Below are 26,457 nucleotides of genomic sequence, written 5' to 3'. Positions count from 1 at the left end.
ACGCCATGGCCACTGGCCTGGTCAAGACCAACGATCCGTGCTTCCCGTGGGGAGACTCGATCGTCGAAGCCGTCAGCGAGACCACCGATCGCCTCGTCCGTTGGCGCGGCATCGACTTCGTCGTCCGGCCGGACGACCGCCCGGGAATGAACGCAGTCGACGCACTCCGGTCGAACGACAGTCCCCTGGTCCTGCCGGAGGAACTGGCCGACGCGGTTCGCCGGTATGGCGCCGGGCAGCCGGCGCAGGGCGACCGGGAACGGCTGGTCCAGGCCACCGCACACACGACGTCGCAGTCGGTCGGATTGAGCAGCCCGCTGTTCGACAACATCGGCGGACTTCACCAGCCGGAAGCGGATCTGGACGACGGGCTGGCCGATGTCTGGACCCAGGAACGCCTGCCGCAGCTCTGGTCGAAGACCGAATCCAGCAAGTTCCTCCCGGCCGCAGAGGTGCCCGACTTCGCCTTCGCCGGCCGGAACCCGGCGGCGGCCGCGGCAGCGCGCGCACTGATGGCCGAGATCGTTCGGCGGCAGGGCGGCACACCGGCCGAGCCCGAGGACTACGCCGCGCTCTCCGACTGGCTGATCTCGGTCAAGCCCGAGGAGCGGTACGGCGAGATCCTCTCGCTGCTGCCCGGCACCGACGAGCTGTCGCCGCGAGACCTGTTCCGGGCCGAGGTCACGCTCCGGAACGGTTTCACCGAGGCCGTCGCGAAGAACGACCCGTCACTCGCGTCCGCTGCCGTCCAGGCGGCGTCGGAGAAGATCGACCCCCAGCTACGCAGGCTGATCGAGGATTCCGCCCTGGCCTCGGCGAGCGGCGCGATCACCGCCGGTGCCGGCTACAGCGCGACCGGGCCGTCGACGATCCAGCCCGGTCGCGAGCAGCGAGGCCTCGGCGGCTAGGCCGGGTCGTAGGAGAGGTTGGGGCGGAGCCAGCGTTCGACTTCCTCGACCGACAGGCCTCGGCGTACGGCGTAGTCCTCGATCTGGTCGCGGCCGAGGCGGCCGACGCTGAAGTAGCGGGACGCCGGATTCGCGAAGATCAGGCCGCTGACCGCAGCGGCCGGCGTCATCGCGAACGACTCGGTCAGTCCGAGACCGAGCTTCTCCGCCTCGAGCAGCTCGAACAGCTCCTTCTTCTCGGTGTGGTCCGGGCTCGCCGGGTACCCGAGCGCGGGCCGGATCCCGCGGAACCGCTCCGCGTGCAGATCCTCCAGCACCGGCTGTACGTCGGGCTCGAACCAGGCCTTCCGCGCCTCCAGGTGGATCCACTCGGCGAACGCCTCCGCCAACCGGTCGGCCAGCGCCTTCACCATGATCGCCCGGTAGTCGTCGTTCTTCTCCTCGTACGACTTCGCCAGCGCCTCGGCACCGTGGATCGCGACCCCGAACCCGCCGAGGTGGTCACCGGCCGGCGCGACGTAGTCCGCCAGGCAACGGTTGTGCCGCCCCGCAGGCTTCTCGGTCTGCTGCCGCAGCATCGGGAACGACACGTCCAAGCCGTCGAGAATGATGTCGTCCCCGGAACTGTGCGCCGGCCAGAACCCGTAGACGCCCTCGGCCTGGAACGACCCGTTCGCGATGATCTCGTCCAGCAACGTGTTCGCGTCGTCGAACAGCTCGCGCGCGACGGGGTTGTCGAGGATCGCCGGGTACTTGCCCTTCACTTCCCAAGCCAGGAAGAGGAACTGCCAGTCGATCATCGCGCGCAGCGTCTCCAGCGAAGGTGTCTCGCGGCGCAGACCGGTGAACGCCGGCACCGGCAGCTCACCGAACTCGACCGGCTCGTTGTTCGCCCGCGCCTCGGCCAGCGTCAGCAGCGGGCTGCGCTGCTTGTTCGCGTGCTGCTCGCGGAGCCGCTCCTGCTCAATACTGTTGCTCTTGGCAAGCTCTTCCGCGCGGGTCTCGTCGAGCAGGTCCGACACCACGCCGACCACCCGCGACGCGTCCAGCACGTGCACAGTGGTCTTCTCGTACGCCGGTGCGATCCGGACCGCGGTGTGCTGCTTCGACGTGGTCGCACCGCCGATGAGCAACGGCAGCTTCAGCCCGCGCCGCTGCATCTCGTTGGCCACGGCAACCATCTCGTCGAGTGACGGTGTGATCAGCCCGGACAGCCCGACCGCGTCGGCACCCTCGGCAACGGCCGTGTCCAGGATCCTTGCCGCCGGCACCATCACGCCGAGGTCGATCACCTCGTAGTTGTTGCAGCCGAGCACGACGCCGACGATGTTCTTGCCGATGTCGTGAACGTCGCCCTTGACGGTCGCCAGCACGACCTTGCCCTGGCCACGGACCATCTCCGCGCGGCCCTCGAGCCGGGCCTGCTCCTTCTCCGCCTCCATGAACGGCTCGAGGTAGGCGACCGAGCGCTTCATCACCCGCGCGCTCTTCACCACCTGCGGCAGGAACATCTTGCCCGCCCCGAACAGGTCGCCGACGATCTTCATACCGTCCATCAGCGGACCCTCGATCACCTCGAGCGGACGCGGCAACTGCTTACGCGCCTCCTCGGTGTCCGCCTCGATGTAGTCGACGATGCCGTGCACCAGCGCGTGCGACAGCCGCTCCTGCACGGTGCCCTCGCGCCAGGTCAGGTCGATCTCGCGTTTGGTGCCCTTGCCCTTCACGTTCTCGGCGAAGGCGACCAGGCGGTCGGTGGCGTCGTCGCGGCGGTCGAAGATGACGTCCTCGACCAGCTCCAGCAGGTCCTTCGGGATGTCTTCGTACACAGCCAACTGGCCGGCGTTCACGATGCCCATGTCCAGGCCGACCTTGCCCGCGTGGTACAGGAAGGACGAGTGCATCGCCTCGCGGACGATGTCGTTGCCGCGGAACGAGAACGACAGGTTCGAGATACCGCCGCTGATGTGGACGCCCGGGCAGCGTTCCTTGATCAACGGCAGCGCGTTGATGAAGTTCTTCGCATAGCCGTTGTGCTCGGACATGCCCGTCGCGACGGCCAGCACGTTCGGGTCGAAGATGATGTCCTCGGCCGGGAAACCGATCCCGGTCAGCAGGTCGTACGCACGACCGCAGATCGCGACCTTGCGCTCGACCGTGTCGGCCTGGCCCTGCTCGTCGAAGGCCATCACCACCGCGCCGGCGCCGTAGTCCATGATCTTCCGGGCGCGCTCGAGGAACTCCTCCTCGCCCTCCTTCAGGCTGATCGAGTTGACCACGCCCTTGCCCTGCACGCACTTCAGGCCGGCCTCGAGCACCGACCACTTCGAGCTGTCGATCATGATCGGGATCCGGGCCACCTCGGGCTCGGTCGCGATCAGGTTCAGGAACGTGGTCATCGCCTGCTCGCTGTCGAGCAGATCGGCGTCCATGTTCACGTCCAGCAGGTTCGCGCCGCCGCGCACCTGCTCGAGCGCCACGTCGACCGCGGCCTGGTGATTGTCGCCCTCGATCAGCCGGCGGAACCGAGCCGACCCGGTCACGTTGGTCCGCTCGCCGATCATCACGAACCCGGTGTCGGCGCTGATCTTGAACGGCTCGAGCCCGGAGAACCTGGTGGTGTGATCACTCTGTACGACGGTCCGCGGCTCGATGTCCTGTACCGCGGCAGCGATCTGCTTGATGTGAGCCGGGGTCGTGCCGCAGCAGCCGCCGACGATGTTCACCAGCCCGGACTGCGCGAACTCCTCGAGCATCGCGGACGTCTCTTCGGGCGTCTCGTCGTACCCGCCGAAGGCGTTCGGGAGGCCGGCGTTCGGGTGCGAGGCGACGTACGTGTCGGCGAAGCGCGCCAGGTCCGCGACGTGCGGGCGCATCTCCGCGGCGCCGAGCGAACAGTTGACGCCGACGACCAGCGGGTTGGCGTGCTCGACCGAGCTCCAGAACGCTTCGACGGTCTGGCCCGACAGCGTCCGGCCGCTCAGGTCGACGATCGTGACCGAGATCCACAGCGGCAGCTCCGGCGCGACCTCGCGGGCTGCGGCGACGGCAGCCTTCGCGTTCAGCGTGTCGAAGATCGTCTCGATCAGCAGCAGGTCGACGCCGCCCTCGGCGAGCGCGGCGATCTGCTCGGCGTACGTCGCCTTGACCTGCTCGAAGTTCACCGCGCGGTACGCCGGATCCTCGACCCGCGGGCTCAGCGACAAGGTGACGTTCAGCGGGCCGATCGAACCGGCCACGAACCGCGGGCTGTCCGGGGTGGCGAACTCGTCGGCCGCCTGCCGGGCGAGCCGCGCACCCGCCAGGTTCATCTCGCGCACGTGCTGCTGCAGACCGTAGTCGGCCTGGCCGATACTCGAGGCGGTGAACGTGTTCGTGGTGGTGATGTCGGCGCCGGCCGCCAGATACTGCCGGTGGACGTCGAGGATGACGTCCGGCCGGGTCAGGTTCACCAGGTCCGGGTCGCCGGTGACGTCGTGGGTCGCGTCGTTGTAGCGCTCAGGCTGGTAGTCCTCGGGCTTCAGCTTGGCATTCTGCAGCATCGTGCCCCAGGCACCGTCGAGCACGACGATCCGCTGATCCAGCAGCTCGCGCAGCGCGGTCTCACTCATCTGCCAACCCCTCCAGAAGACTCTCCGGAGGCGCCCTTGCAGTCGTGCCCCAGGACGAGCGTGGCGGACCCGGGGTCCGTTGCAGCGCCTCTCGGCCTGGATGCTCCATGTTAGTGGCGTCACACCTGACGCCAAGCCCTATGTCCACATTTTAGGACGGGTGTTCAACTAGTGGATTAGGCTCTGGAGTGCCGGGGCGTAGAGGTCGGCGATCGTCTGCGGGTCGGCCGCGGCGATCGGGCCGCTCGTGCCGATCGCGATCGCGGCTCCGAGACCGAGCAACTGGCCGGTGATCAGCGCGGCCCGCAGGTCGGCGTCCGCGCCGGTCAGCCGGGCCGCGAAGGCGCGGGTGACCTGGTCGCGGAAGTGCTCGCGGATCTGGGCGCGCTCATCACCCTTGCCGGCCGCGAACACGACCCGGACGAGCAGGTCCTGCTCGTTCGCCCGGCGGTACTCGACGAGGGTCCGTACGGCGTGCTCGCCGAGCCGCTCGTTCGGTGCGGCGAGCAGCAACTGGGCGGCCTCGGTGAAGTCGGCGACGCGCTCGAACAGCGCTTCCTTGCCGCCGAAGTACTTGACGATCAGGGCGGCGCTCACGCCCGCGTCCGCGGCGACCCCGCGGAGCGTGACCGCGTCGTACGGCTCGCGCGCGAACGCCTTGCGGGCTGCTCGCAGGATCGTGGTCCGCCCCGGATCGGTCACTTCACCGCCACCTCGTACGCCGGCTCGGGACGCCGTACCGGGATCAGCAGGGCCAGCCCTGCCGCCGCCAGAGCCGCGATGCCCGCGACCACGAACACGATCAGGTACGCCGAGAGCGCGGGCGCGACCCGGCCGGCGCTCGCGATCGTGACGTTGGCGAGTACGGTCGCGACGATCGTGCTGCAGATCGCCTGCCCGACCGTGCGCATCAGCGTGTTGAGGCCGTTCGCGGCGGCCGTTTCGGTCACCGGCACAGCATGCATGATCAGCGCCGGGAGCGCGGAGTACGCAACGGCGGTTCCGGCAGAAACGACTGTTGCACCGATGACGATGCCGGCCACGTTGTGGCTGGTGAACAGGCGGACGACGTACCCGGCTGCCATGAGGACCGACGCGATCGCGAGTGTGAACCTGGGTCCGCGGGCGTTGGAGATCCGGGCCGATACCGGGGAGAGCAGCACCATCGCCACGCCGCCTGGGAGCAGGCAGAGGCCGCTGACGACGATGGACTCGCCTAGTCCGTAGCCGGTCCAGGTGGGCTCCTGGACGAGTTGGGCTGTGGAGAGGGAGTTGGCGTAGAAGGCGAATCCGATCAGGAGGGCACCGAGGTTGGTGAAGAGGACGCCTGGTCGCGCGGAGACGCGGAGATCGACGAGCGGGCTCTTGACGCGCAGTTCGTACCATCCCCAGATCGGCACCAGCAGCACGGCGACGGCGTACAGCGTGATGAGTCGCTCGACGCTCCAGGAGTTGGTCTTCGAGACGGCGAGCAGCAGGCAGATCAGGAAGGCGCTCAGGCCGATCGCGCCGACGATGTCGAAGCGGCCGCTGGTCCGGACGGCCGACTCGGGCACGATCAGCAGCACAAGGACGATGTCGAGCAGGCCGAGGCCGAGGTTGATCCAGAACATCGTGTGCCAGTTCGCGTACTCGACGACGAGGGTGGCGGCCGGGATGCCGAATGCGGCGCCGATGCCCAGGGTCGAGCTCATGATCGCGATCGACGGGATCACGCGGCGTGGCGGAAGTTCGTCGCGCAGGATGCTGATGCCGAGCGGGACCACCGCGACCGCGGCGCCCTGGAACGCGCGGCCGACGATCAGGACGGTCAGGTTCGAGCTGATTGCGCAGAGCAACGAGCCGATCACCATCGACGCCAGGGCGATCAGCAGGACGCGACGCTTGCCGTACATGTCGCCGGCCCGGCCGAGGAGCGGGGTGAAGACGGCGCCGGTCAGCAGGGTGATGGTGATCAGCCAACTGACGTCGGCCGCTGGGCTGTGGGTGATCTGCGGGAGGGAAGGGAGGAGGGGTACGACGATGGTCTGGCTGATCGAGACCAGTACGCCGCAGAACGCGAGCGCGGCCAGGATCAGGCGTGGGTGAGCGGCAGGGCGGACGGTCAAGCTGAGGTCCTCACGGGGGTGAACAGTTGTTTACTCAGGTTTCTCAGGCATGGTAAACGCTTGTTCACCCCTGATGGAAATGGACCGGCGAACTGGCCGCGGATTGGACCATCTGGCCGGGCCTGTGGGTGCCTAGGTTGGTTGTATGAGGATCTTCATCGCCGGTGGGACCGGCGTCATCGGTCGTCGGCTGGTTCCGCTGCTCGTTGCCGGGGGCCACGAGGTGATCGCGTTGTCGCGGCGGTCGCGGGTGCCTGGGGTGACGACCGTGCAGGGTGATGTGTACGACGCTGCCGCGCTCCGCGAGGTGGTCGCGGCTGCTCGGCCGGAGGTGGTCATGCATCAGCTGACCGATCTCACCTCACGGGATTTCGCCGCGAACGCCCGGATCCGCCGCGAGGGGACCCGGAATCTGGTCGACGCTGCGCTGGCGGCCGGCGTACGGCGGGTGATCTCGCAGAGCGTCGCGTGGGCGTACGAGCCGGGTTCGGCGCCGGCGGATGAATCCACGCCGCTGGACGTGAACGCCGCGGACGAGAGCCGCCGCGGGATGGTCGACGCCGTTCGCACGCTCGAGGCGATCACCGCCGAAGCACCCGAGTGGGTCGTCCTCCGCTACGGCATGCTCTACGGCCCCGACACCTGGTACACCAAAGGCGGCCTGATGGCCGACCTGGCCACCGCCGGCAACCTCCCCACCAACGCCGACATCACCAGCTTCCTCCACATCCAAGACGCCGCCACAGCCGCCGCCTCTGCCATCACCTGGCCCTCCGGCCCCGTCAACATCGTCGACAACGACCCGGCCCCAGCCACCACCTGGCTCCCCCTCTTCGCACAAGCCGTAGGCGCCCCCACCCCACCATCCCCCACCAGCACCTCCCGCACCCCGTGGGCACGCGGCGCCGCAAACACCCACGCCCACACCCTCGGCTGGTCCCCCATCCACCCAACCTGGCGCACCGGCTTCCTTTCCTGACCCAGACATAAAAGATCGGGCCCGGGCGCTCCGAGGGGGAGGGGAGCGTCGGGCCCGATCGGGCGGTCCGCCGGCAGCGGGGGGTGGCGCTGGGGTTAGCGGACCGGGCCGGTGATCAGTTCGATGGTGGCTTTGTGGGTTTGGCCGGACTGGTCTACCCAGCCGACCTCGACCTTGTCGCCGGGGTGTTGGTTGTTGAGGAGTGTCGACAGCGCGTCGGGCGAGTCGACGGTGTGACCGGCGAACGAGGTGATCACGTCACCGGCCTCGATGCCTGCGTCGTCCGCGTGGCCGTTGGCGAGTACGTCGCCGACGACCGCGCCGGTGGTGCCGTCGCTCGCGACGACCGAGACTCCGAGCATCGGCGAGGCGCCGATGTGTACGACGTCCGACGACTTCCCGTTCTCGATCTGCTGCGCGATGTCGAGCGCCTGGTTGATCGGGATCGCATAACCCTCGGTGGTCGTCCCGGACCCGTTCCCGGAACCGCCCTGCCCGTTCCCGAACCCGTTCCCCGAGCCGTTCCCAGACCCGTCACCCGAGCCGTTGCCCGACCCGTCACCCGAGCCGTTGCCCGACCCGTTCTGCGACCCCGACCCATCACCGAAGCCGTTCCCGTTGCCGAACGGGTCGCCAAACCCATTCCCGTTCCCGAACGGATCGCCGTAGCCGCTCCCGTTCCCAGCGGCAGCCAACGTCGCCGTCGCAGTGGCCCCGGACCTGACCGCCGTCTGACCCGGCGCGCCCTGCCCGCCGTTGTTCCCGTTCCCGCCGGCGACGTCGACCCCGACGACCTCGCCGCTCGCGTTCACCAGCGGCCCGCCGGAGTCGCCGGCCTGGATGTTCGCGTCGGTCTCGATCAGGTTGGTGAGGTTCTCCGGGTCCTGCCCGTTCTCGTCGGTCGCGGTGATCGCCTGGTTCAGTCCGGTCACCTTGCCGGCCGCGTAGCTCGGCGTACCGCCGGTGCCGCCCGCGTTCCCGACGCCGACGACCTGGTCGCCCAGCTTCACCTGGTCGGAGTTCCCGGTCTTCGCGGTCTCCAGTCCGGAGGCGTCCTTCAGCTTCAGTACGGCGATGTCGTGCTGCTCGTCGTACCCGACGACGCTCGCGGTGTACGTCTTCCCGTTGCCGATGTCGGTCACGGTGATCGATGTCGCGCCCTCGACCACGTGGTGGTTGGTGAGCACCTCACCGTCGGAGCTGAGCACGATCCCGGTCCCGGCCGCCCGGGCGTTCTCGTATCCGAGCACGGTGTTCACGTCGACCAGCCCCGGCGAGACCTTGGCCGCCACGGCCGACGCGTCGAACGCCGTCTGGGACAGCTGCGACGGGTTCGCCGCGCTGTGCTGGTCGATGCCCCAGGCAACCGATCCGGCGACCACGACAGCGGCCAGCCCGAGCACCCCAGCTCCCAGCAACCGCCGGCCGCGCTTCTTCGGCGGCTTCGGCGGGAACGGGTAGTTCGGGTTGTACTGCGGCCCCTGCTGGTACTGCGGATACGGCCCGTTCTGCGGGTTGTACTGCGGATACCCGCCATGCGCCGGCGGCCAACCTCCGTACTGCCCACCGTCGTACGGTCCAGGTCCAGCGCTCGCGTTCATCTCCCGTGCCCTCCTCAGCCAGTTCCCTCTGCCTACGAGTAGAGCTCGCCAGACTGAGAACTCCATCGGGCCAACCAATGAATCAGCTGAGAATCTTCTCCACGGCCGTCACCACCGCCCGCCGCCGCACCGTCGCGCTCGGTACGTCGGCGCCGTACTCCGGGTTCATCGACGACCAGCTCGTCGCGATCGCCTGGATCAGCGACAGCAACGTGACCGCGCTGAACTGCCGCGTGACCACCCGCCGCCGCATCCCCCGCTGCAGCTCGTCCAGCCGGCTGTGGTTGACCGCGACGATCGCCTCCAACGGCTGCCCCTCCGGCCGCTCCAGCCGGTACCACGTCGACAGCCGGAGCCGGTCGGGATGCGCCTCGAAGTAGTCGAACACGCGTCCCGCGTACGCCGGGAGGTCGTCGACGTCGAACCCGACCTCGTCGAGGTACTCGTCCACGTTGGCGCTGAACGCCGCGTCGAACAACTCGTGCTTGTTGCCGAAGTACGCATAGAGCATGGCCTTGTTGCATCCGGCCACCTCGGCGATCCGGTCGACCCGCGCACCGGCGATCCCGCGCGCGGCGAACTCCTCGATGGCGGCGGCCAGGATGCGGGCCTTGGTCCGGTCGGCGTTCCGTTGCTGCATCTGACCAGGCTAACCAACTGGTTGGTCGACTCGGGAATTAACCAACCAACCAGTTAGTTAGGATGAATCATGAACAAGATTTGGCTGATCACCGGCAGTTCCCGCGGCCTGGGCCGCGCCCTCACCGAGGCCGTGCTGGCCGCCGGCGACCGAGTCGTCGCCACCGCGCGCAAGCCCGAGCAGCTCGACGACCTGGTCGCGAAGTACGGCGAGCAGATCCGCGCCGTCGCCCTCGACGTCACCGACGCCGCGGCCGCACGCGCCGCCGTCCAGACCGCTCTCGACGCGTTCGGCGGCCTGGACGTGGTCGCGAACAACGCCGGCTACGCGAACAGTGCCCCGATCGAAGAGACTCCCGACGACGACTTCCGGGCCCAGATCGAGACCAACCTCTTCGGCGTCGTCAACGTGACGAAGGCGGCGCTGCCGGTGTTCCGCGCGCAGAAGAGCGGGCACTTCCTGCAGTTCTCATCGGTCGGCGGACGGGTCGGCGGCACGCCCGGGATGGGCGCGTACCAGACCGCGAAGTTCGCCGTCGAAGGCTTCTCCGAGGTGCTGAGCAACGAGGTCCGGCCCTTCGGTGTCAAGGTGACGATCGTCGAGCCGGGCGCCTTCCGCACCGACTGGGGCGGTTCGTCGATGCAGCTCGCGGAGGTGCACCCGGACTACGACTCCACCGTCGGTCAGATGAACCGCTACCGCCTGGAGACCGACGGCAAGCAGCCCGGCGACCCGGCGAAGGCTGCCGAGGCGATCGTGCACGTCACGAGCCTCGACAACCCTCCCCTGCGTCTCCTGCTCGGCAAGGACGCCCTCACCCACGCCGACCGCGCGTCCAAATCCCGCGCCGAGGAGGCCGCTACCTGGGCGCACCTGACCACCTCGACCGACTATTCAGCGGAGTGAGCTGAAGAACTCGCGGACGTCACCGATCAGGATCTCCGGCTCTTCCAGGGCCGCGAAGTGCCCGCCGTGGTCGACGTCGGTCCAGCGGGTGATGTTGTTGTCGCGCTCGGCGTACCGACGGACCGGTACGTCGTGCGCGAACGCGAGCACCGCCGTCGGTACGCCGGAGTTCTCCAGCTTGGTCCCCCACGGCTCCTGCTGCGCATAACCGACGTACGCCGCCGAGCCGGCGGTACCGGTGAGCCAGTAGATCATCACGTTGGTCAGCAGCCGATCCTTGCCGATGATTGCCTCAGGCAAGGTTTCGGCCGGCCACGTCCAGGCCATGAACTTGTCCATGATCCAGGCCAGCTGCCCGACCGGCGAGTCGACGAGACCGTAGGCAACGGTCTGCGGCCGGGTGGACTGGATCGAGATGTAGCCGAACTCCTTCTGCAGGAAGCCGCCGATCCGCGCGATCCGGTCCTGCTCGAGCGGCGTGAGCGTCTTCAGCTCCTCCTCGGGCAGCGGGTACGGCGGCAGCGACGGGCCGCCGTTCGTGTGCACACCGACGACCCGCTCCCGGGCCGCCCGCGCGACCGCCGGCGAGACGGCCCCGCCGATGTCACCACCCTGTACGCCGTACCGCTCGTACCCGAGCTCTTCCATCAGCAGCGCCCACACCTGCCCGACCCGCTCCCTGGACCACCCACTCGTAGGCACCGGCCCGGAGAACCCGAACCCAGGCAGAGAAGGGATGACCACGTGGAAGGCATCCGAGGCCTGTCCCCCATGAGCGACCGGGTCGGTCAGCGGGCCGATCAGATCGAGGAACTCGACGATCGAGCCGGGCCAACCGTGGGTCAGCAGCAGCGGCAGGGCATCCGGCTCGGCCGACCTGACGTGGAGGAAGTGGATGCGCTGACCCTCGATCTCGGTGGTGAACTGCGGGTACGAGTTCAGCTCCTTCTCGGCCGCGCGCCAGTCGTACGAGGTACGCCAGTAGTCGACCAGCGTCGACAGCCAGGAAACCGGTACGCCGGTGTCCCAGTCGTCACCGGGTAGCGGCGCGGGAAGGCGGGCGCTCGCCAGCTTGGCGGCGAGGTCGTCGAGCGTGCTCTGCGGAATGTCGATCGTGAAGGGCTTGATCATGTCCTTGATTCTGTCACCCACTTAGGACACCTTCAGTCCTAACCAGCTGACAGAATCAAGGACATGCTCGAGACCTCGGCCCGACTGCTCAAACTCCTCTCGCTCCTGCAGCAGCCCAAGGAGTGGAGCGGCTCCGCGCTGGCCGACGGGCTCGGCGTCGGCGTCCGGACCGTCCGGCGGGACGTCGACAAGCTCCGCAACCTCGGCTACCCCGTCGACGCCGTACCGGGTGTGGCCGGCTACCGACTCGGATCCGGCGCGGCACTCCCACCGCTGCTGCTGGACGACGACGAGGCTGTCGCCGTCGCGATCGGACTGCGTGCCGCCGCGTCCGGCACAGTCGCCGGCACCGAGGAGTCGTCGGTCCGCGCCCTCACCAAGCTCGAGCAGGTCCTGCCGTCCAGGCTGCGTCACCGGATCGAGCTGCTCCAGCAGATCGCCGTCACGCCGGCAGGCGGGCCGTCCGTGCAACCCGACGTACTGCTCGCCGTCGCGGCCGCCTGCCGCGACCGTCAGCGACTGCGGTTCGACTACAGCAACCACGACGGTACGGCGACCACCCGCACGACCGAGCCGCATCGGCTCGTGCACACCGGCCGGCGCTGGTACCTGGTCGCGTGGGATCTCGACCGGACCGACTGGCGGACGTTCCGCCTCGACCGGCTCGAGCCGCGGATCCCGACCGGACCGCGATTCACCCCGCGCGACGTACCGGACCTGACGACCACCAACCGCGGTGTCGCGTACGGCGGCTACCGGTACCAGGCGCAGATCCGAGTCCATGCCCCCGCAGAGCAGGTGGCCGACCGCTTCGGGCCGAACGTCGCGACCGTCACGCCGATCGACGAGCACACGACTCTGGTCGAGACCGGCGCCAATTCGCTAGACCAGATCGCGCTGCATCTCGGCCTGCTCGCCCTGCCCTTCGAGGTCCAATCACCGCCGGAGCTGATCGACTGCATTCGCGAGCTCACGACGCGCCTTGCTGCCGCGCTCCCGCCGTCCTGACCGGTACCGTTCAGGCATGCAGGATCGGTACGTCGAGACCGTGCTGGGCCGGATCCGCTTGCGGATCGACGGATCCGGGCCCGCGATGCTGTTCTGGCCGAGCCTGCTGATGGACGGCACGCTCTGGTCCGCCCAGGCCGCGCACTTCGCCGGCCGCTTCCAGGTGATCCTCGTCGATCCACCCGGTCACGGCAACAGCCAGCCGCTGACCGGACCGTTCACGTTCGAGCAGTGCGCGCAGGTCGTCGAAGCCGTCATCGACGACCTCGACGTCGACCGGGTCCATGTCATCGGCAACAGTTGGGGCGGCATGATCGGCGGCACCTTCGCGGCTCTGCATCCCGACCGGATCGGCATCGCCGTCCTGATGAACGCTACGGCCTCACCCGCGGGCCGACGGCAACGATTCGAGTACGGCGTACTGACCCGCTCCGCCCAGCTCCTCGGCGGGATCCGCGGGCCGCTCAAGGCGCCGGTGCGGGACGCGTTCCTCGGCCCGACCGCGAAACGCGAGAAACCCGAGGTCGTTGCCACAGTCAACGAACTCGCCGCCAAGGTGAACATCACCTCGGGCCGGCACGCGGTGACCAGCGTGGTGCCGCGCCGGCCCGATCAGCGCGAGTTGTTCGGCCGGATCCGCACGCCGGTCCTGGTCGTTGCCGGCGGCGAGGACACGACGTTCCCGCCGGCGGAGACCGAGGAGATGGCGGACTCGATCCCCGGCGCGCGGTTCGTCGTACTCGAGCAGTCGGCGCATCTGGCCGCGCTCGAGTCCCCGAAAGAAGTGAACGCCCTGATCGACGATTTTCTCGTCGATCAGGGCGTCTGACTCAGGTCAGCGGACCACGGCCCCGGTCTTCGGGTCCAGGATCAGCTTGCTCTTGCTCGGGCGCTGCCAGAAGTTGAACATGCCGTTCAGGCTGCCGGCGCGCTGGTCGAACGAGTGGTCGCCGATCCGGCCGGTGCGCCAGTTGTCCTCGATGAACTTCAGCACCGAGGACTGGTCGGTCACCGAGTGGTCGACGTGGTTGGTCTTCGCGTACGGCGAGACCACGAGCAGCGGCAGGCGCGGACCGTAGCCGCAGCGGTCGGCGTACCCGCCGGAGACCGGGTCCTTGCCACAGGTCGCGGCCTGGTCGAGCGCCGCGTCCTTCGAGCCGTTCACGGTCGGGGACTTCTGGTGGTCGTACCAGCCGTCGGAGTCGTCGTAGGCCAGGACGACCGCGGTCGAGGACCATTCCTTCGACTTCTGCAGCTGGTTGATCTCCTTGACCACGAAGGCCTGCTCGTCCAGCGGGTCGGAGTACCCGGCGTGCCCGTCCTGGTACTCACCGGCCTTCAGGAAGCTGACCGCCGGCAGGTTGTTCGCCGCGACCGCCGCGTCGAAGTCCGAGGTGTCGTACTGGTGGTTGGCCTGGTCGGTGTGACCGATCGCCTTCACCGAGGTCGGCGGCAGGTGCTTCGGGTTCGACGTCGACTTGTAGTACATGAACGGCTCGTGGTGCGGGCTGTAGTCCGCTGCCGCGATGCCGCCGATGTTGTTGTGCGTCGCGCCGCAGACGGCCTTGCCGTCAACGGTGCTGGTCGGCTTGAAGCCGCCCTGGAACCAGCCCCAGGTGACGTGCTTGGAGTTCAGCAGGTCGCCGATGTTCTGCCCGTGCATCACAGCCAGGTTGTTCGCCGACTTGCCGTTGTTGTTCGAGCAGTCGTCGTAGTACGGGTCGGGGTCGTTGGTGATCGTGCCGATCCCGTTCTTGTCCGGCGACTGGACGGCGTACGCGTCCGTGGTCGGCTTACCGGTCTTCGGATCGACGGCCTGGCCCCCGTGGGTCTGGCCGGAGATCAGGTTCAGCGCGCCCGGGGTGGACGGGCCGTAGACCGTGTCGTACGAGTTGTCGTTCAGCGAGTAGTGCTGCGCGTAGTTCCACATCGCGGTGACGGTGTTGCCGTCGTAGTAGTCCATCACCAGGCCCGGCTCACCGAACAGCACCGGCTGGCCGGTGCACTTGTCGGTCTCGGTGTTCTCGACGAACTTGTCCATCTTGCCGCCGTTGACGGCCTTCTGCTCCGGACCGTAGCCGTGGTTCTGGTCGCAGGTCAGCGCCTGCGACGGCGCCAGCCGCTTCGGGTTGTACGCGTTCGGGTTGTTCGTCAGCAGCTTCTTGGACAGCCCGTTCACCTTGGGCGTGTTCCGGGCCGCCTTGAACGGCGTGCCGTTCTGGTTGGTCGCGTTCGGGTAGGTGCCGAAGTAGTGGTCGAACGAGATGTTCTCGCCGAAGATCACCACGACGTGCTGGATCGGCGTCGACGGGTGGACCGTCGGGAACGAAAAGGCGGCGTCACCCACCTGTGCGCTACCGCCCTGACCGCTCACACTCCCCTTGCCGCCCCCACTGGCGACGCCCTGGTTGGTGCCGCCGCCGCTACAGGCGACCAGCAACAGGCTCGTCGCGGCCACACCGGCCGTAGCGAGCACACGGAGTCTTGCGCGCATGCCTTCTCCTCTTAGGTAAATCATGCGAGCAACGACCGCCCGAAGTGGTCGTTGCCGTCCCGAACACCGGGAAGTACAAAGAAGTAGCCGCCACCGACCGGCCGGATGTAGTCGACGAGTGGCTCGTCGATCAGCCGGGTCTGTACGGCCTCGAACTGCCGGGCGATGTCCTGCTGGTAGCAGCAGAACAGCAGCCCCATGTCCAGGTCCCCGACCGAGTCGGTGCCCTTGTCGTAGTTGTAGCCGCGGCGCAGGAACTGGCTGGCCGCAGTACTGGTGGTGCGCGGGTTGGCCATCCGGATGTGGCTGGTCAACGGGATCGCGCCGCCGGTCGGGTCGGCCGGGTAGTTGGGCAGGTCGGTCTCGTGGTTACCGTCCAGCGGTGCGCCGGAGTCGCGGCGACGGCCGAACATGTTCTCCTGCTCGCCGACCGACACCCGGTCCCAGAACTCGACCAGCATCCGGATCTGCCGCAGCACCTGGTAGCTGCCGCCTTCGGTCCAGGCCGGCTCGCCGTTCCCCTGACCGACCCAGACGAGCTTGTCGTGGTCGGCGTCGGCCGGCTTGACGATGCCGTCCTTGAAGCCCATCAGGTTGCGCTGCGTCCCGGACGGTCGCGGCGGGCTCTGGAAGCCGTCGACCCGCCAGCGCAGCTGCATCGCGCCGCGGGTGTGCCGGGCGATGTCGCGCAACGCGTGCAGCACGGTGTCGCTCTCGGTCGCGCAGATCTGCAGGCTCAGATCCCCGTGGCACAGGCTGTCGTCGAGGCTGTCGTTCGGAAATTCCTTCATCGGCTTCAACTTCGCCGGCTTGCGGTCCTTCAGGCCGTACCGCGCATCGAACAGCGACGCCCCGACGCCGACGGTGACGGTCAGGTCGTCACCAGGTATGTCCGGTCCGAGTACGCCGGAATCGGCCGGCGGAGCCGTGATCCCGAGCGGCGGAAGCGCTCCGCCCGCGGTCAACAGCCTCGCCCGGTCCGTGATCGTCTTGAACAGATCGGAGAGCTCGGCCTTGTTCGCGGCGATCACGTCGAACGACGCGAAGATCGCCTGCTTCTGCGGGTCGTTGGTGATACCTGCCTGGTGCTCGCCGTGGAACGGCACCGCAGTAGCCGTCTCCGCAGCAGCTGTCGAGCCGGCCAGTGCCGCCGCCCCAACGCCGGTCACCGCGGCGGCGCCGGCGCCTGCCAGCGTGCCGCGGAGGAACGAGCGACGGTCGAAGCCGGTCATCCAGCCCTCCGAACTTCACAGATCGCCGCAACCGGGGCGAGCTTCTCCAGCAGTTCTCCGACGGCGCCGTTGAGCTGTTCCCGGGTGGTCTGATCCAGCTGGGCGACCGGGGTGTTCTGGTGCGCGGTCAGCAGCGCGCGTACCCGGGCTTCCCACTTCTGCACCTGGGGCAGGTCGGGATCGCGGGGCTTGAGGACCGGGTCGAGGATGGCAAGCACGTTCGCCGTGCCGTTCAGGTTGGCCAGTGCGGTGTTCAGCGACGTACCGCTGCCCTGGTCGTTCTCGCCGGTCAGCTCGAACTGGAGCGCGTTCTCCATGATCTCGTGGGCGCGAAGGCCAAGGTCGTTCGGATCGACCTGCTCGTTGGGCAGGTCCTTCTGCAGGCCGTGTACGTCGGCCGCCAACTGGTCCGCGATCGGCTTCAGGCTGGCGGCGGAGCCGTTGTGCCACAGGCCCTTCTCCAACGGGTGGAAGCCGCCGGATCCGTCGATCTTGTCCGCGAAGTCGCCGAACGCGTCGTACGCCGCACCGAGCGAGTTGTACGCCAGATGCGCGGGCAGCCAGTCCGCCCGGGCAGCAGCGAGGTTGCCGGCGTCCACATCCGCACGCAGCTTGTCCGTCTTGACCACCAGGCCGGCGACGCCGGCGGCGACCGCGGCCTCGTACTGCTTCACCAGCGGCAACATGTCGTTCTTGGTGACGGCGACCACTGCGGGGCCGGCCTTCCCGTCGCCCGCGACGGTGACCGTCGGGCCGGTGAGCACGTCGGTGTCCTCGATCAGGCAGCGGATCGCGTACCGGCCGGCGCCGAGCTGCACGTCCATCGGCGCGGACGTGTTCGGGCCCAGGCCCTCCACCTCGCCGTACACCTTCTTGCTGTCGACGTCGACGAGATCGACCTCGGCGGAGGCGTCGCCGGTGTTGTGCAGGGTGATCGTCTGCCGGCCGGTCTTCGCATCGGTCCAGCCCTGGCCGCACGCACTGCGGGACACCGTCACCTGGGTGGGGCTACTGGCTGCGTTGGCCGTGCCGGCTGAGCCCTCCCAGGGCCGCCACACCGCCACGGCAACCACCGCGCCTACACCGACCAGCGCGATCGCAGCCGGTATCGGACGGGGAGTGCGCACGAGAGATTACTCCTGGTGATCGGCAATTCCATTCGCCGGTAATGCTAATCCTGCCGTCACCGGTGTCGAGCCGTGTTGGCCTTCTCGTCATGCATTGTTCGCCCTAGCGGCGGGCCGGAACCGGCGTCCGACTGAGGTCGGATGCGACCACGATCTCGCCGGAGAACTCGGCGGCGGCTTCGCTGAGAAAACGCTCAGGTTCCTGATAACGCTGGGAAAAGTGGGTCAGGACCAATTTGCGTACGCCGCACTCCGCCGCCACGCGGGCTGCCTGCCGAGCCGTCAAATGCCCGAAACGACGGGCTAAATCAGCTTCTGAGGACAGGTATGTCGACTCGATCACCAGCAGATCCGCGTCCTGCGCCAACCGCAGTACGTTCTCGCACAGGCGGGTGTCCATGATGAACGCGAATCGTTGGCCCGGCCGCGGTTCGCTGACGTCCTCGATGTTCACCGTCCGGCCGTCCACCTGGAGAGATCCGGCCTGCTGGAGCCGACCGATGGCCGGACCAACGATGCCGTGAGCAGCCAGTCTGTCCGGAAGCATCCGGCGGCCGTCAGGCTCGATCAACTGGTATCCGAACGAGTCCACCGAGTGCTCGAGCCGGCGCGCCCACAGCTGCCCGAACGAGCCGACCGACAACAGGCCGTCCTCCTCTACCGGCTCCTCGAGCAATTCGGCCCGCTCGAAGAACGACGCGGCGTACCGCAAACGCGCGAAGTACTTCTGGCCCGACGCCGGATAGTGCGCACGGACCGGATGCGGTACGTCGTCCAGCGACAACCGCTGCACGATTCCGGGCATCCCGAGACAGTGATCGCCGTGGAAATGCGTGATGCACATTCGCGTGATCGCGCCGGCCGCGACCCCGGCGTACAGCATCTGCCGCTGCGTGCCCTCCCCCGGATCGAAGAGGAAGCCCTCGTCGTCCCAGCGCAGGAAGTACCCGTTCTGCGTGCGTTCCCGCGACGGCACCTGGCTGCCGGTCCCGAGCACGACGAGCTCACGCAAGCGCGGCCACCAAGGTCGAGGACGACATGTTGCCGCCACACGACACGACCGCGACGCGTTTGCCGGCCAGTTCGGTACGGCGTTCACGTGCGGCCGCGAACGCCAGCGCCGCTGAGCCTTCGATCAACTGGTGCTCGGTATCGATGACCATGCGCAGCGCCTCGCGGATCGCGTCCTCCTCGACCAGGACCCAGTCGTCGACCAGTTCGCGACACAAGTCGAACGTGATGCTGCCCGGCTCGACGCTGCCCGCCGTACCGTCCGACAAGGTCCGCTCGGCGTCGACCTGGACGATCTCGCCCGCCCGCACCGAGGCCGCCATCGCATCGTCGACGGCCGGCTGTGCGCCGTACACGCGGATCCCGGGCAGATGCTTCTTCAGCACCGCCGCGACCCCGCTGATCAACCCGCCGCCACCGACCGACACGAAGACGGCGTCGAGCGGCTCACCGGCCAACTGCTCGACGATCTCGACCGCCACGGTCCCCTGCCCGGCGATGATGTCAGGATCGTTGTACGGCGGCACATACGTCAGCCCGTGCTCCGCCGCATACGCCCGCGCTTTCGGCTCGAGCACCCCGGAATCGTTGCCCTCAGCCCGCAATTCGAGCCCGAGCCGCCGCAACGCCGCCACCTTGCTCGGCGACGCCGTCTCCGGCAGATACACAATCCCGTGCCCGCCCAGCGTGGCCAGTGCGTTGCCGACGCCCAGCCCGTGGTTACCCGTCGACGCGGTAACCACCCCGGCCGAGCGTTCCGCGTCGCTCAGCGTGAGGATCTTCGCCATCGCGCCCCGCGCCTTGAACGACCCCGTCCGCTGCTGGTGCTCGCATTTCACCAGCAGCTCGACGCCGAGATCCTCGCTGATGGCGCCGTACGGGACGAACGGGGTCGGCGGCAGATGCTCACGCAACCTCGGCGCGAACACCTCCGACCGCTCGGCAGCCTCTGCGGGACTCAACGTCATGTGAAACCTCACTCAGCCGGGCTCAGGCTGGTGCCCAATGCTTGCCAGTCCAGGACCGGGGCGGCGAGTTGGCTGATGGTGGCGAGGAGGCCCAGGCGTGCGGCGCGGATGTCCGGTTCCTTGGCCATTACGAGGATTTCGTCGAAGAAGGCGTTGACTGGCTCGACCAGGACCGAGGCGGCGGCGACGAAGTCGGCCAGACCCGTCGGCGCCTGACCGATCTTCTCGACCGCCTCGTGCAGCGCGACCTCGGCCGGCTCGGTCAGTTTGCTCGAGTCGTACGACGCCTCGGTGCCTTCCGGGACGATCCGGCGTACCCGCTGGAGAACGGCGACCAGGTCGGCGAAGTCGCTGTTGCCAACCAGGCCCTGCAGGGTCTTGAGCGTCTCGTCGGCGGCTGCCGGAGCGGTTGCCAACGGCAACACTGCAGCGACCTGGAGGTGGTCGTCGCCGTGGTCGAGCAGCTGCTGCTCGTACCGCCGGACGGTGAACTCGGCTACCTCGTCCAGCGACTCCGCCGGTACGTCGATGCCCTGGGCACCGATCTCCGCGGCGGCGGCCTGCAGACCGACCGGCAGCGTGATCGCCCGCAGTTCCGGGTGCTCGCGCAGGATCGCGACCACACCGCCGGCGGCACGACGCAACGCGAACGGGTCCGAGCTTCCGGTCGGCTTCGCACCGACACCGAACAGTCCGGCCAGCAGGTCGAACCGGTCGGCCAGCGCGAGCAGCGCGCCCGGAGTCGTCGACGGCACCGGGTCACCGGCGGACCGCGGCAGCTCCATGTCGAACAGCGCCTGCGCGACGCCCTCGGTTTCCCCGGCGCGACGCGCGTACTCGCGGGCCATCGTGCCGGCCAGGCTGGTCAGCTCGACCACCATCTGCGAACCCAGGTCGAACTTCGCCAGCTCGGCCGCCCGCTTCAGCGTGGTCAGGTCGTCGCCGCCGAGATCGACCGTGCCGGCCAACGCCAGCGCGATACGGCCGATGCGACCCGCGCGATCGGCCATCGAGCCGAGCCGCTCCTCGAAGGCCAGCTTCTCCAGCTCGCCCTTCATCGACTCGAGCGGCGTCTGCAGGTCGGCGCGCCAGAAGAACGCGGCGTCCTCGTACCGCGCCCGCAGTACACCCTCGTTACCCGCGCGCACCACGTCCTCGTCGACGGAACCGTTGGCCACGGCAACGAAATGCGGGAGCAGTTTGCCATCCGCGTCCCGGACCGGCAGGTACCGCTGGTGCTTGCGCATCACCGTCGTCAGGATCTCGCTCGGCAGCTCGAGGTAGTCGGCGGCGAACCCGCCGAGGATCGACGTCGGCTCCTCGATCAGGTTGACGACCTGGTCGACCAGCGCGGCCTCACCCTCGAAGTCGACCGTGCCGTTGACGGTCTTCGCCAGCTCGGTCGCCGCGGCGACGATCTGCGCGCGGCGCTTGGCCGGATCGGCTTCGATGCCGTGGATGCGGAGCAGGTCGAGGTACCCCTCGGCCGAGGCGATTTCGACCTTCGGCGGCGCCGCGGTCCGGTGCACCCGCGTGGTCCGGCCGGCGGCGAGCGACGACACCGAGACCGGAACCACCTGGTCGCCGAGCAGCGCGACGAGCCAGCGGATGGGGCGGGTGAAGGACAGCTTGGCGTCGTTCCAGCGCATGTTCTTGTCGGAGCGGAGGCCGCTCACGATCTCGCTCAGTACGCCGCTCAGTACCTCGGCAGCCCCGCGACCCGGGTCGGGCTTGGTGACCGCGACGTACTCGACGCCGTCGACGTCCAGGTCGTGCAGCTCGCTGGGGTCGACCTTCTGACCTCGGGCGAACCCGGCGGCGGCCTTGGTGACGTTGCCGTCGACGTCGTACGCCGCCGACTTCCGCGGACCGCGCACCACCCGCTCGGCATCCGGCTCGCTGGCCTGGACCTCGGCGACGAAGGCGACGACCCGGCGCGGAGTCGCGTACGTCGTGATGGCGCCGTGCCCGAGCCGGGTCGCGCCGAGCTTCTCCTCCAGCGCGGAACGCACGGCCTCGGCGGTCTTGGTGACCTCCGACGGCGGCATCTCCTCGGTACCGATCTCGAACGTCAGCTGCCGCGTCCCGGTGATCGCCGGGAACCCGGTCGGCTCGGCCGCGGCCGGCGGAAGCTCGGCGAGACCCAGCGGGTACTTCAGCTCCTCGCGGCGCTCGGCCCACAGCCGGGAGACCTCGCGGGCCAGCGTGCGCATCCGGCCGAACGCCTTCGCGCGTTCCGTCGTACTGACGGCACCGCGGGCGTCGAGGACGTTGAAGGTGTGCGAACAACGCAGTACCTGGATGTGCGCGGGCACCGGGAGCCGGTCGTCGATCATCCGGCGGGCCTCGTTCGCGTACTCCTCGAACAGCCGCTTCTGCGACTCCACGTCGGCGTCGTCGAGGTAGTACCGGCTCATCTCGTACTCCGCCTGGCCGAACGCCTCGCCGTACGAGATGCCGGGCGCGTAGGCGATGTCCTTGAAGTGCGAGACGCCCTGCAGCGCCATCATGATCCGCTCGATGCCGTAGGTGATCTCCACCGACACCGGGTCGAGCGTCATACCGCCGGCCTGCTGGAAGTACGTGAACTGGGTGATCTCCAGGCCGTCCAGCCAGACCTCCCAGCCCAGACCCCAGGAACCGGTCGCCGGGTTGGCCCAGTTGTCCTCGACGAACCGGACGTCGTGCGCGTGGATGTCGATCCCGAGCGCGGTCAGGCTCTCCAGGAACAGCTCCTGCGGGTTGCCCGGGTCCGGCTTGAGCACCACCTGGAACTGGGTGTGGGTCTGCAGCCGGTTCGGGTTCTCGCCGTAGCGGCTGTCGTCGGGCCGCACACTCGGCTCGACGTACGCGACCCGCCACGGCTCGGGACCGAGCACCCGCAGGATGGTCGCCGGGTTCAGCGTTCCGGCCCCGACCTCGGTGTTGAACGGCTGCACGACCATGCAGCCCCGGTCGGTCCAGTACTTCGTCAGCGCCAGCAGCGCGTCCTGCATGGTGAGCACAGCAAACCTCAAGCCATCTTCCGGGGGTTTTCGGACCGAAGTCTATTAGCCCCGGGCGGGTGCTATCCCCCGCATTGCCAGGGTGAGCAATCGGTCGGCCTGGGCGGAGTCGTCGCCGCTGGCCAGTGAGATGCCGTTGACCAGCTTCAGCAGGTCCTCGATCCGGACATCCGCGGGTACGGCGCCACCGTCCTGGGCGCGCTCCAGCAAGCTCCGGCCGGCCGCGATCACCCGCGCGTGCGTGTCCGTACCGCAGTCCCCGCTCATCACCAGCACGGTCGCGAGGCCGCGGCTGCTGGTCGCGTGCCGGACCATCGCGCGGAGCCAGTTCGTCAACGCCTGCAGGGGATCCGGAGCATCGAGCAGCTCGACGGCCTGCGCGCAGACCGCGTCGACGCTGCTCCGGAACACCTCTTCCAGCAAGCTGATCCGGCCGCCGAAATGCCGGTGCAGCGTCGCCGATCCGACGCCGGCCCGGCGGGAGATCTCCTCGAGCGACGCCTCCGCGCCCTGCTCGGCAACGACCTCGGCCGCGACCGCTACCAGGCGGTCCCGGTTCCGCTGGGCATCTGCGCGCATCTCTTCGAAGTCCCTTGACGTAAGCGGGGTGGTCCCCCATATCGTAGCGGCTGACAACCGGGGGACCACCCCACTTAAACTCTGAGGAGATCCAGATGCGCATCGGCATGGCCTTCGGCGACGTCCGCGGACCCGCCCCGCTGCCGGAGATCACCCGGCAGATCCAGGAGGCCGCGGCGGCTGGTGTCGCCACCGCTTGGGTGACGCACGGCGTGGGCTGGGACGCGCTCACCACACTCGCGGCCGCCGGCCCGACCGCTCCGGGGATTGAGCTGGGCACCGCCGTCGTGCCCTTCCCCCAGCGGCACCCGCTCGTGCTCGCGAAGGAGGCGCTGACCGTGCAGGCCGCGGTCGGCAACCGACTCACGCTCGGCATCGGCGCCGGCATCGCCCGGATGGTCAGCACGATGTACGGACTGCCCACCGATCGTCCGGCGCGACGACTCCGTGAGTACCTGGAGGTACTGCGACCACTCCTCCGCGGCGAGGCCGTCGACCACCACGGCTCGGCGTACACCGCTGTCGGCGCACTCGACCTACCCGGCACCGAGGCGCCGTCCGTGCTTCTCGCAGCCCTCGGTCCGGCGATGCTCAAGGTCGCGGGCGAGCTCGCCGACGGAACGATCACCTGGATGACCGGGCCCCGAACCTTGAGCGAGCACGTCGTACCGTCGATCACGCGGGCGTCCGGCGGCCGCAGTCCGCGGATCGTGGCGGGGCTAGGTGTGTGCCTGACGTCCGCCGAGGACGCGGTGCGGGCGCGGTTCGCGGAACAGTTCGCGCTGGCCGGGCAGGTTCCGGAGTACCGCGCGATGCTCGACCGGGAAGGCGTCGACGGGCCGGCCGACGTACTGATCGTGGGTGACGAGGCATCGATCCGGAAGCAACTCGACCGTGTCCGCGACACCGGCGCCACCGACCTCATGCTCGCCCCGATCGGCACTCCAGAAGAACAGAGCCGGACGACCGCGTTCCTGTCTACAGTGGCGGGGTGACGGTTACGGAGGCGCATGGGGCGGTCGACGCGGTCTGGCGGATCGAGTCGGCGCGGATCATCGCGGGTGTCGCGCGGATCGTGCGGGACGTGGGTCTGGCCGAGGAGCTTGCGCAGGATGCGCTGGTGGCGGCGTTGGAGCAGTGGCCGCAGTCCGGCGTACCGAACAATCCAGGCGCCTGGCTGATGGCGATCGCCAAGCGCCGGGCGATCGACCTGATCCGGCGTAAGGACACGTACCAGCGCAAGCTCGCCGAGATGGGGCACGAGCTCGAGATCGACGGCGACAGCGTCGAGGACGACGTCGAGGCGATCCTCGAGGACCACATCGAGGACGACCTGCTCCGGCTCGTGTTCACCGCCTGTCACCCGGTGTTGACGATGGACGCGCGGGTGACGTTGACGCTGAAGCTGCTCGGCGGCCTGAAGACCGACGAGATCGCGCGCGCGTTCCTTGCCCCGGAGCCGACGATCGCGCAGCGGATCGTCCGGGCCAAGCGCAACCTGGCCAAGGCCGAGGTCCAGTTCGAGGTGCCGTCCGGGCCGGACCTGCTGGAGCGGTTGTCGTCCGTCCTCGAGGTCGTCTACCTGATCTACAACGAGGGGTACTCCGCGACCGCGGGCGACGACTGGATGCGTCCGGCACTGTGCAACGAGGCGATGCGGCTCGGTCGTCTGATCGCGGAGCTGATGCCGACCGAGCCCGAGGTACTCGGCCTGCTGTCCTTGATGGAGCTGCAGTCGTCCCGGGCCAACGCCCGCGTCGGGCCGGACGGCGAGCCGGTGCTCCTGCTCGACCAGGACCGCCGCCGCTGGGACCGGCTGCTGATCCGCCGCGGCCTCGAAGGCATCGACCACGCCTGGGCCTTGGAGAAGCCGCCCGGCCCGTACCTCCTCCAGTCCGCGATCGCCGCCTGCCACGCCCGGGCCGCCGTACCGGAGGACACCGACTGGGCCCGGATCGCCGGCCTGTACGCCGTACTCGCGCAGGTCACGCCGTCGCCCGTGGTCGAGCTCAACCAGGCAGTCGCGATCTCGATGGCGTTCGGCCCCCAGCGTGGCTTGGAGGCCGTGGACGCGATCGCCGACGACCCGTCGCTGAAGGACTACCACCTGCTACCGAGCGTCCGCGGCGACCTCCTCTTCAAACTCGGCCGCTTCCCCGAGGCCCGCGAGGAGTTCGAGAAGGCCGCCGCCCTGACCCGCAACGAACGCGAACGCAAACTCCTCCTCGAACGCGCCGCCGCCTGCTGACTCCTCCTACGAGTGATCTACGTCACACAGAGTCGAGCGGCGACGTAGACGCTCGACGCAGGGGTGAGATCGTCACCCACCAGGAGGAGTCACCATGAACACCGTCGTATCGAAGGACGGCACCACCATCGCGTACGACCGGCGCGGGGACGGGCCGGCGCTCGTCCTCGTCGACGGCGCGCTCTGCTCCCGTGCCCAGGGCCCGATGCCCGCGGTCGCCGAGGCGCTCGCCGACCGGTTCACCGTCTACAACTACGACCGGCGCGGTCGCGGCGAGTCCGGCGACACCGGCGTGTACGACGTCGACCGGGAGATCGAGGACCTCGCGGCCGTGATCGAGGCGGCCGGCGGGTCGGCGTACGTCTACGGCTCGTCGTCCGGCGCGGCGCTCTCGCTCCGGGCCGCGGCAGCCGGGCTGCCGATCGAGAAGCTGGTCGCGTTCGAGCCGCCGTACGTCGTGGACGACAGCCGCAAGCAGATCCCGCGCACCTGGGTCGCCGAGATGCAGGCGCTCGAGCCGGGCGACGCGATCAAGTACTTCTTCACCAAGGGGATCGGGCTGCCGGGGATCTTCGTCACGATGATGAAGCTGATGCCGGCCTGGAAGCCGATGAAGGCGATGGCCCACACCATCCCGTACGACGCGCAGATCCTCGGCGACAACTGCTTCGGCGAACCGATGGACGCGGCCCAGTGGGCGTCGATCCAGCAGCCGGTGCAGGTGGTGAACGGCGGCAAGAGCCCGGCGTGGATGAAGACGTCCACCCGTGCGCTGGCCGACGCGATCCCGGGCGCCGGGCACACCGAAGTACCGGGTCAGAACCACGTCATCAAGGCCACCGCGATCGCACCGGTGATCGCCGGGTTCTGTGCCTGAACAGCACGAAGGGCGTCCGGCCCG

21 protein-coding genes are annotated in these 26,457 nt (G+C 68.8%); 8 read left to right on the top strand and 13 right to left on the bottom strand.

The features are described 5' to 3' along the window. Window positions 1-5: 5 nt before the first annotated feature. Window positions 6-908, top strand: a complete 903-nt coding sequence (locus FDA38_RS37675; protein ID WP_137258941.1) for a hypothetical protein — start codon at window positions 6-8, stop codon at window positions 906-908. Here FDA38_RS37675 and metH read toward each other — a convergent pair. The 3 genes from metH to FDA38_RS42500 all read right to left on the bottom strand — a co-directional run bounded on the left by metH (window position 905) and on the right by FDA38_RS42500 (window position 6,627). Then, window positions 905-4,519: a methionine synthase gene (metH, locus tag FDA38_RS37670; protein WP_137258940.1), complete on the bottom strand. Its 3,615-nt coding sequence runs from the start codon at window positions 4,517-4,519 to the stop codon at window positions 905-907. The two genes, FDA38_RS37675 and metH, sit on opposite strands and share 4 nt — an antisense overlap. A 168-nt stretch (window positions 4,520-4,687) precedes the next feature. After that, complete coding sequence (locus FDA38_RS42505) at window positions 4,688-5,221, bottom strand: TetR/AcrR family transcriptional regulator (protein ID WP_170990000.1); 534 nt, start codon at window positions 5,219-5,221, stop codon at window positions 4,688-4,690. Next, complete coding sequence (locus tag FDA38_RS42500; protein ID WP_170989999.1) at window positions 5,218-6,627, bottom strand: MFS transporter; 1,410 nt, start codon at window positions 6,625-6,627, stop codon at window positions 5,218-5,220. The genes FDA38_RS42505 and FDA38_RS42500 overlap by 4 nt, the downstream gene beginning before the upstream one ends. Before the next feature lie 145 nt (window positions 6,628-6,772). Here FDA38_RS42500 and FDA38_RS37660 point away from each other — a divergent pair, with 145 nt between their 5' ends. Next, window positions 6,773-7,606 (top strand): NAD-dependent epimerase/dehydratase family protein, encoded by an 834-nt coding sequence (locus FDA38_RS37660; protein ID WP_137258939.1) that lies wholly within the window; start codon window positions 6,773-6,775, stop codon window positions 7,604-7,606. Window positions 7,607-7,701: 95 nt separating this feature from the next. Here FDA38_RS37660 and FDA38_RS37655 read toward each other — a convergent pair whose 3' ends face one another. Both FDA38_RS37655 and FDA38_RS37650 read right to left on the bottom strand, forming a co-directional pair. After that, window positions 7,702-9,207, bottom strand: a complete 1,506-nt coding sequence (locus tag FDA38_RS37655; protein WP_137258938.1) for a S1C family serine protease — start codon at window positions 9,205-9,207, stop codon at window positions 7,702-7,704. An 82-nt stretch (window positions 9,208-9,289) separates the two neighbouring features. Continuing rightward, entirely contained in the window at window positions 9,290-9,847 is a 558-nt protein-coding gene (locus tag FDA38_RS37650) for a TetR family transcriptional regulator (RefSeq protein WP_137258937.1), read from the bottom strand. 69 nt (window positions 9,848-9,916) lie between these two features. Between FDA38_RS37650 and FDA38_RS37645 the strand changes: the two genes are divergently transcribed. Next, the gene (locus FDA38_RS37645; RefSeq protein ID WP_137258936.1) at window positions 9,917-10,753 is read left to right on the top strand and encodes an oxidoreductase; all 837 of its coding nucleotides are present in this window, start codon (window positions 9,917-9,919) and stop codon (window positions 10,751-10,753) included. On the opposite strand, the gene FDA38_RS37640 is transcribed toward FDA38_RS37645, so the two are convergent. After that, window positions 10,742-11,905 carry an epoxide hydrolase family protein gene (locus FDA38_RS37640; protein WP_325053137.1) on the bottom strand — a complete coding sequence of 388 codons (1,164 nt, stop codon included), beginning with the start codon at window positions 11,903-11,905 and terminating at the stop codon, window positions 10,742-10,744. The two genes, FDA38_RS37645 and FDA38_RS37640, sit on opposite strands and share 12 nt — an antisense overlap. A gap of 42 nt (window positions 11,906-11,947) precedes the next feature. Between FDA38_RS37640 and FDA38_RS37635 the strand changes: the two genes are divergently transcribed. Next, the gene (locus FDA38_RS37635; protein WP_137258935.1) at window positions 11,948-12,892 is read left to right on the top strand and encodes a helix-turn-helix transcriptional regulator; all 945 of its coding nucleotides are present in this window, start codon (window positions 11,948-11,950) and stop codon (window positions 12,890-12,892) included. Between the two features lie 16 nt (window positions 12,893-12,908). Next, window positions 12,909-13,721, top strand: coding sequence for an alpha/beta fold hydrolase (locus FDA38_RS37630; protein WP_137258934.1), 813 nt, complete (start codon window positions 12,909-12,911; stop codon window positions 13,719-13,721). Between the two features lie 6 nt (window positions 13,722-13,727). Here the strand turns inward: FDA38_RS37630 and FDA38_RS37625 are convergent, their stop codons facing one another. The 7 genes from FDA38_RS37625 to FDA38_RS37595 form a co-directional block, all read right to left on the bottom strand. After that, the gene (locus FDA38_RS37625) at window positions 13,728-15,386 is read right to left on the bottom strand and encodes a phospholipase C (RefSeq protein ID WP_137258933.1); all 1,659 of its coding nucleotides are present in this window, start codon (window positions 15,384-15,386) and stop codon (window positions 13,728-13,730) included. A gap of 20 nt (window positions 15,387-15,406) precedes the next feature. After that, complete coding sequence (gene efeB / locus FDA38_RS37620; RefSeq protein WP_137258932.1) at window positions 15,407-16,618, bottom strand: iron uptake transporter deferrochelatase/peroxidase subunit; 1,212 nt, start codon at window positions 16,616-16,618, stop codon at window positions 15,407-15,409. Then, a complete protein-coding gene (locus FDA38_RS37615) occupies window positions 16,615-17,745 on the bottom strand; it encodes an EfeM/EfeO family lipoprotein (protein ID WP_202878019.1) in 1,131 nt (376 codons plus the stop codon). Before FDA38_RS37615 ends, efeB begins: the two co-directional genes overlap by 4 nt. 103 nt (window positions 17,746-17,848) lie before the next feature. Beyond that, on the bottom strand, window positions 17,849-18,757 hold the full coding sequence (locus tag FDA38_RS37610) for a ribonuclease Z (protein ID WP_137258931.1): 909 nt from the start codon (window positions 18,755-18,757) through the stop codon (window positions 17,849-17,851). Next, the gene (locus tag FDA38_RS37605; RefSeq protein WP_137258930.1) at window positions 18,750-19,724 is read right to left on the bottom strand and encodes a pyridoxal-phosphate dependent enzyme; all 975 of its coding nucleotides are present in this window, start codon (window positions 19,722-19,724) and stop codon (window positions 18,750-18,752) included. Before FDA38_RS37605 ends, FDA38_RS37610 begins: the two co-directional genes overlap by 8 nt. A gap of 8 nt (window positions 19,725-19,732) precedes the next feature. Continuing rightward, complete coding sequence (locus FDA38_RS37600) at window positions 19,733-22,720, bottom strand: glycine--tRNA ligase (protein WP_170990012.1); 2,988 nt, start codon at window positions 22,718-22,720, stop codon at window positions 19,733-19,735. A gap of 54 nt (window positions 22,721-22,774) precedes the next feature. Then, a complete protein-coding gene (locus FDA38_RS37595; protein ID WP_137258928.1) occupies window positions 22,775-23,308 on the bottom strand; it encodes a TetR/AcrR family transcriptional regulator in 534 nt (177 codons plus the stop codon). Between the two features lie 95 nt (window positions 23,309-23,403). Between FDA38_RS37595 and FDA38_RS37590 the strand changes: the two genes are divergently transcribed. The 3 genes from FDA38_RS37590 (at window position 23,404) to FDA38_RS37580 (ending at window position 26,433) form a co-directional block, all read left to right on the top strand. Then, window positions 23,404-24,303, top strand: coding sequence for a TIGR03564 family F420-dependent LLM class oxidoreductase (locus FDA38_RS37590; protein WP_137258927.1), 900 nt, complete (start codon window positions 23,404-23,406; stop codon window positions 24,301-24,303). Then, window positions 24,300-25,556, top strand: a complete 1,257-nt coding sequence (locus FDA38_RS37585; protein ID WP_137258926.1) for an RNA polymerase sigma factor — start codon at window positions 24,300-24,302, stop codon at window positions 25,554-25,556. The genes FDA38_RS37590 and FDA38_RS37585 overlap by 4 nt, the downstream gene beginning before the upstream one ends. A 94-nt stretch (window positions 25,557-25,650) precedes the next feature. Beyond that, window positions 25,651-26,433: an alpha/beta fold hydrolase gene (locus tag FDA38_RS37580; RefSeq protein WP_137258925.1), complete on the top strand. Its 783-nt coding sequence runs from the start codon at window positions 25,651-25,653 to the stop codon at window positions 26,431-26,433. Window positions 26,434-26,457 lie beyond the last annotated feature (24 nt).

The organism is Kribbella jiaozuonensis, from assembly GCF_005233875.1.
Classification (GTDB): domain Bacteria; phylum Actinomycetota; class Actinomycetes; order Propionibacteriales; family Kribbellaceae; genus Kribbella; species Kribbella jiaozuonensis.
This window is presented reverse-complemented; position numbering and strand designations above follow the sequence as displayed.

Bases quoted from the DNA above. Each gene is read 5' to 3' on its own strand.
- FDA38_RS37675 (WP_137258941.1), top strand. From the start codon at position 6: ATGGCCACTGGCCTGGTCAAGACCAACGATCCGTGCTTCCCGTGGGGA.
- metH (WP_137258940.1), bottom strand. From the start codon at position 4,519: ATGAGTGAGACCGCGCTGCGCGAGCTGCTGGATCAGCGGATCGTCGTG.
- FDA38_RS37660 (WP_137258939.1), top strand. From the start codon at position 6,773: ATGAGGATCTTCATCGCCGGTGGGACCGGCGTCATCGGTCGTCGGCTG.
- FDA38_RS37655 (WP_137258938.1), bottom strand. From the start codon at position 9,207: ATGAACGCGAGCGCTGGACCTGGACCGTACGACGGTGGGCAGTACGGA.
- FDA38_RS37650 (WP_137258937.1), bottom strand. From the start codon at position 9,847: ATGCAGCAACGGAACGCCGACCGGACCAAGGCCCGCATCCTGGCCGCC.
- FDA38_RS37645 (WP_137258936.1), top strand. From the start codon at position 9,917: ATGAACAAGATTTGGCTGATCACCGGCAGTTCCCGCGGCCTGGGCCGC.
- FDA38_RS37635 (WP_137258935.1), top strand. From the start codon at position 11,948: ATGCTCGAGACCTCGGCCCGACTGCTCAAACTCCTCTCGCTCCTGCAG.
- FDA38_RS37630 (WP_137258934.1), top strand. From the start codon at position 12,909: ATGCAGGATCGGTACGTCGAGACCGTGCTGGGCCGGATCCGCTTGCGG.
- FDA38_RS37625 (WP_137258933.1), bottom strand. From the start codon at position 15,386: ATGCGCGCAAGACTCCGTGTGCTCGCTACGGCCGGTGTGGCCGCGACG.
- efeB (WP_137258932.1), bottom strand. From the start codon at position 16,618: ATGACCGGCTTCGACCGTCGCTCGTTCCTCCGCGGCACGCTGGCAGGC.
- FDA38_RS37605 (WP_137258930.1), bottom strand. From the start codon at position 19,724: ATGACGTTGAGTCCCGCAGAGGCTGCCGAGCGGTCGGAGGTGTTCGCG.
- FDA38_RS37600 (WP_170990012.1), bottom strand. From the start codon at position 22,720: ATGCAGGACGCGCTGCTGGCGCTGACGAAGTACTGGACCGACCGGGGC.
- FDA38_RS37595 (WP_137258928.1), bottom strand. From the start codon at position 23,308: ATGCGCGCAGATGCCCAGCGGAACCGGGACCGCCTGGTAGCGGTCGCG.
- FDA38_RS37590 (WP_137258927.1), top strand. From the start codon at position 23,404: ATGCGCATCGGCATGGCCTTCGGCGACGTCCGCGGACCCGCCCCGCTG.
- FDA38_RS37580 (WP_137258925.1), top strand. From the start codon at position 25,651: ATGAACACCGTCGTATCGAAGGACGGCACCACCATCGCGTACGACCGG.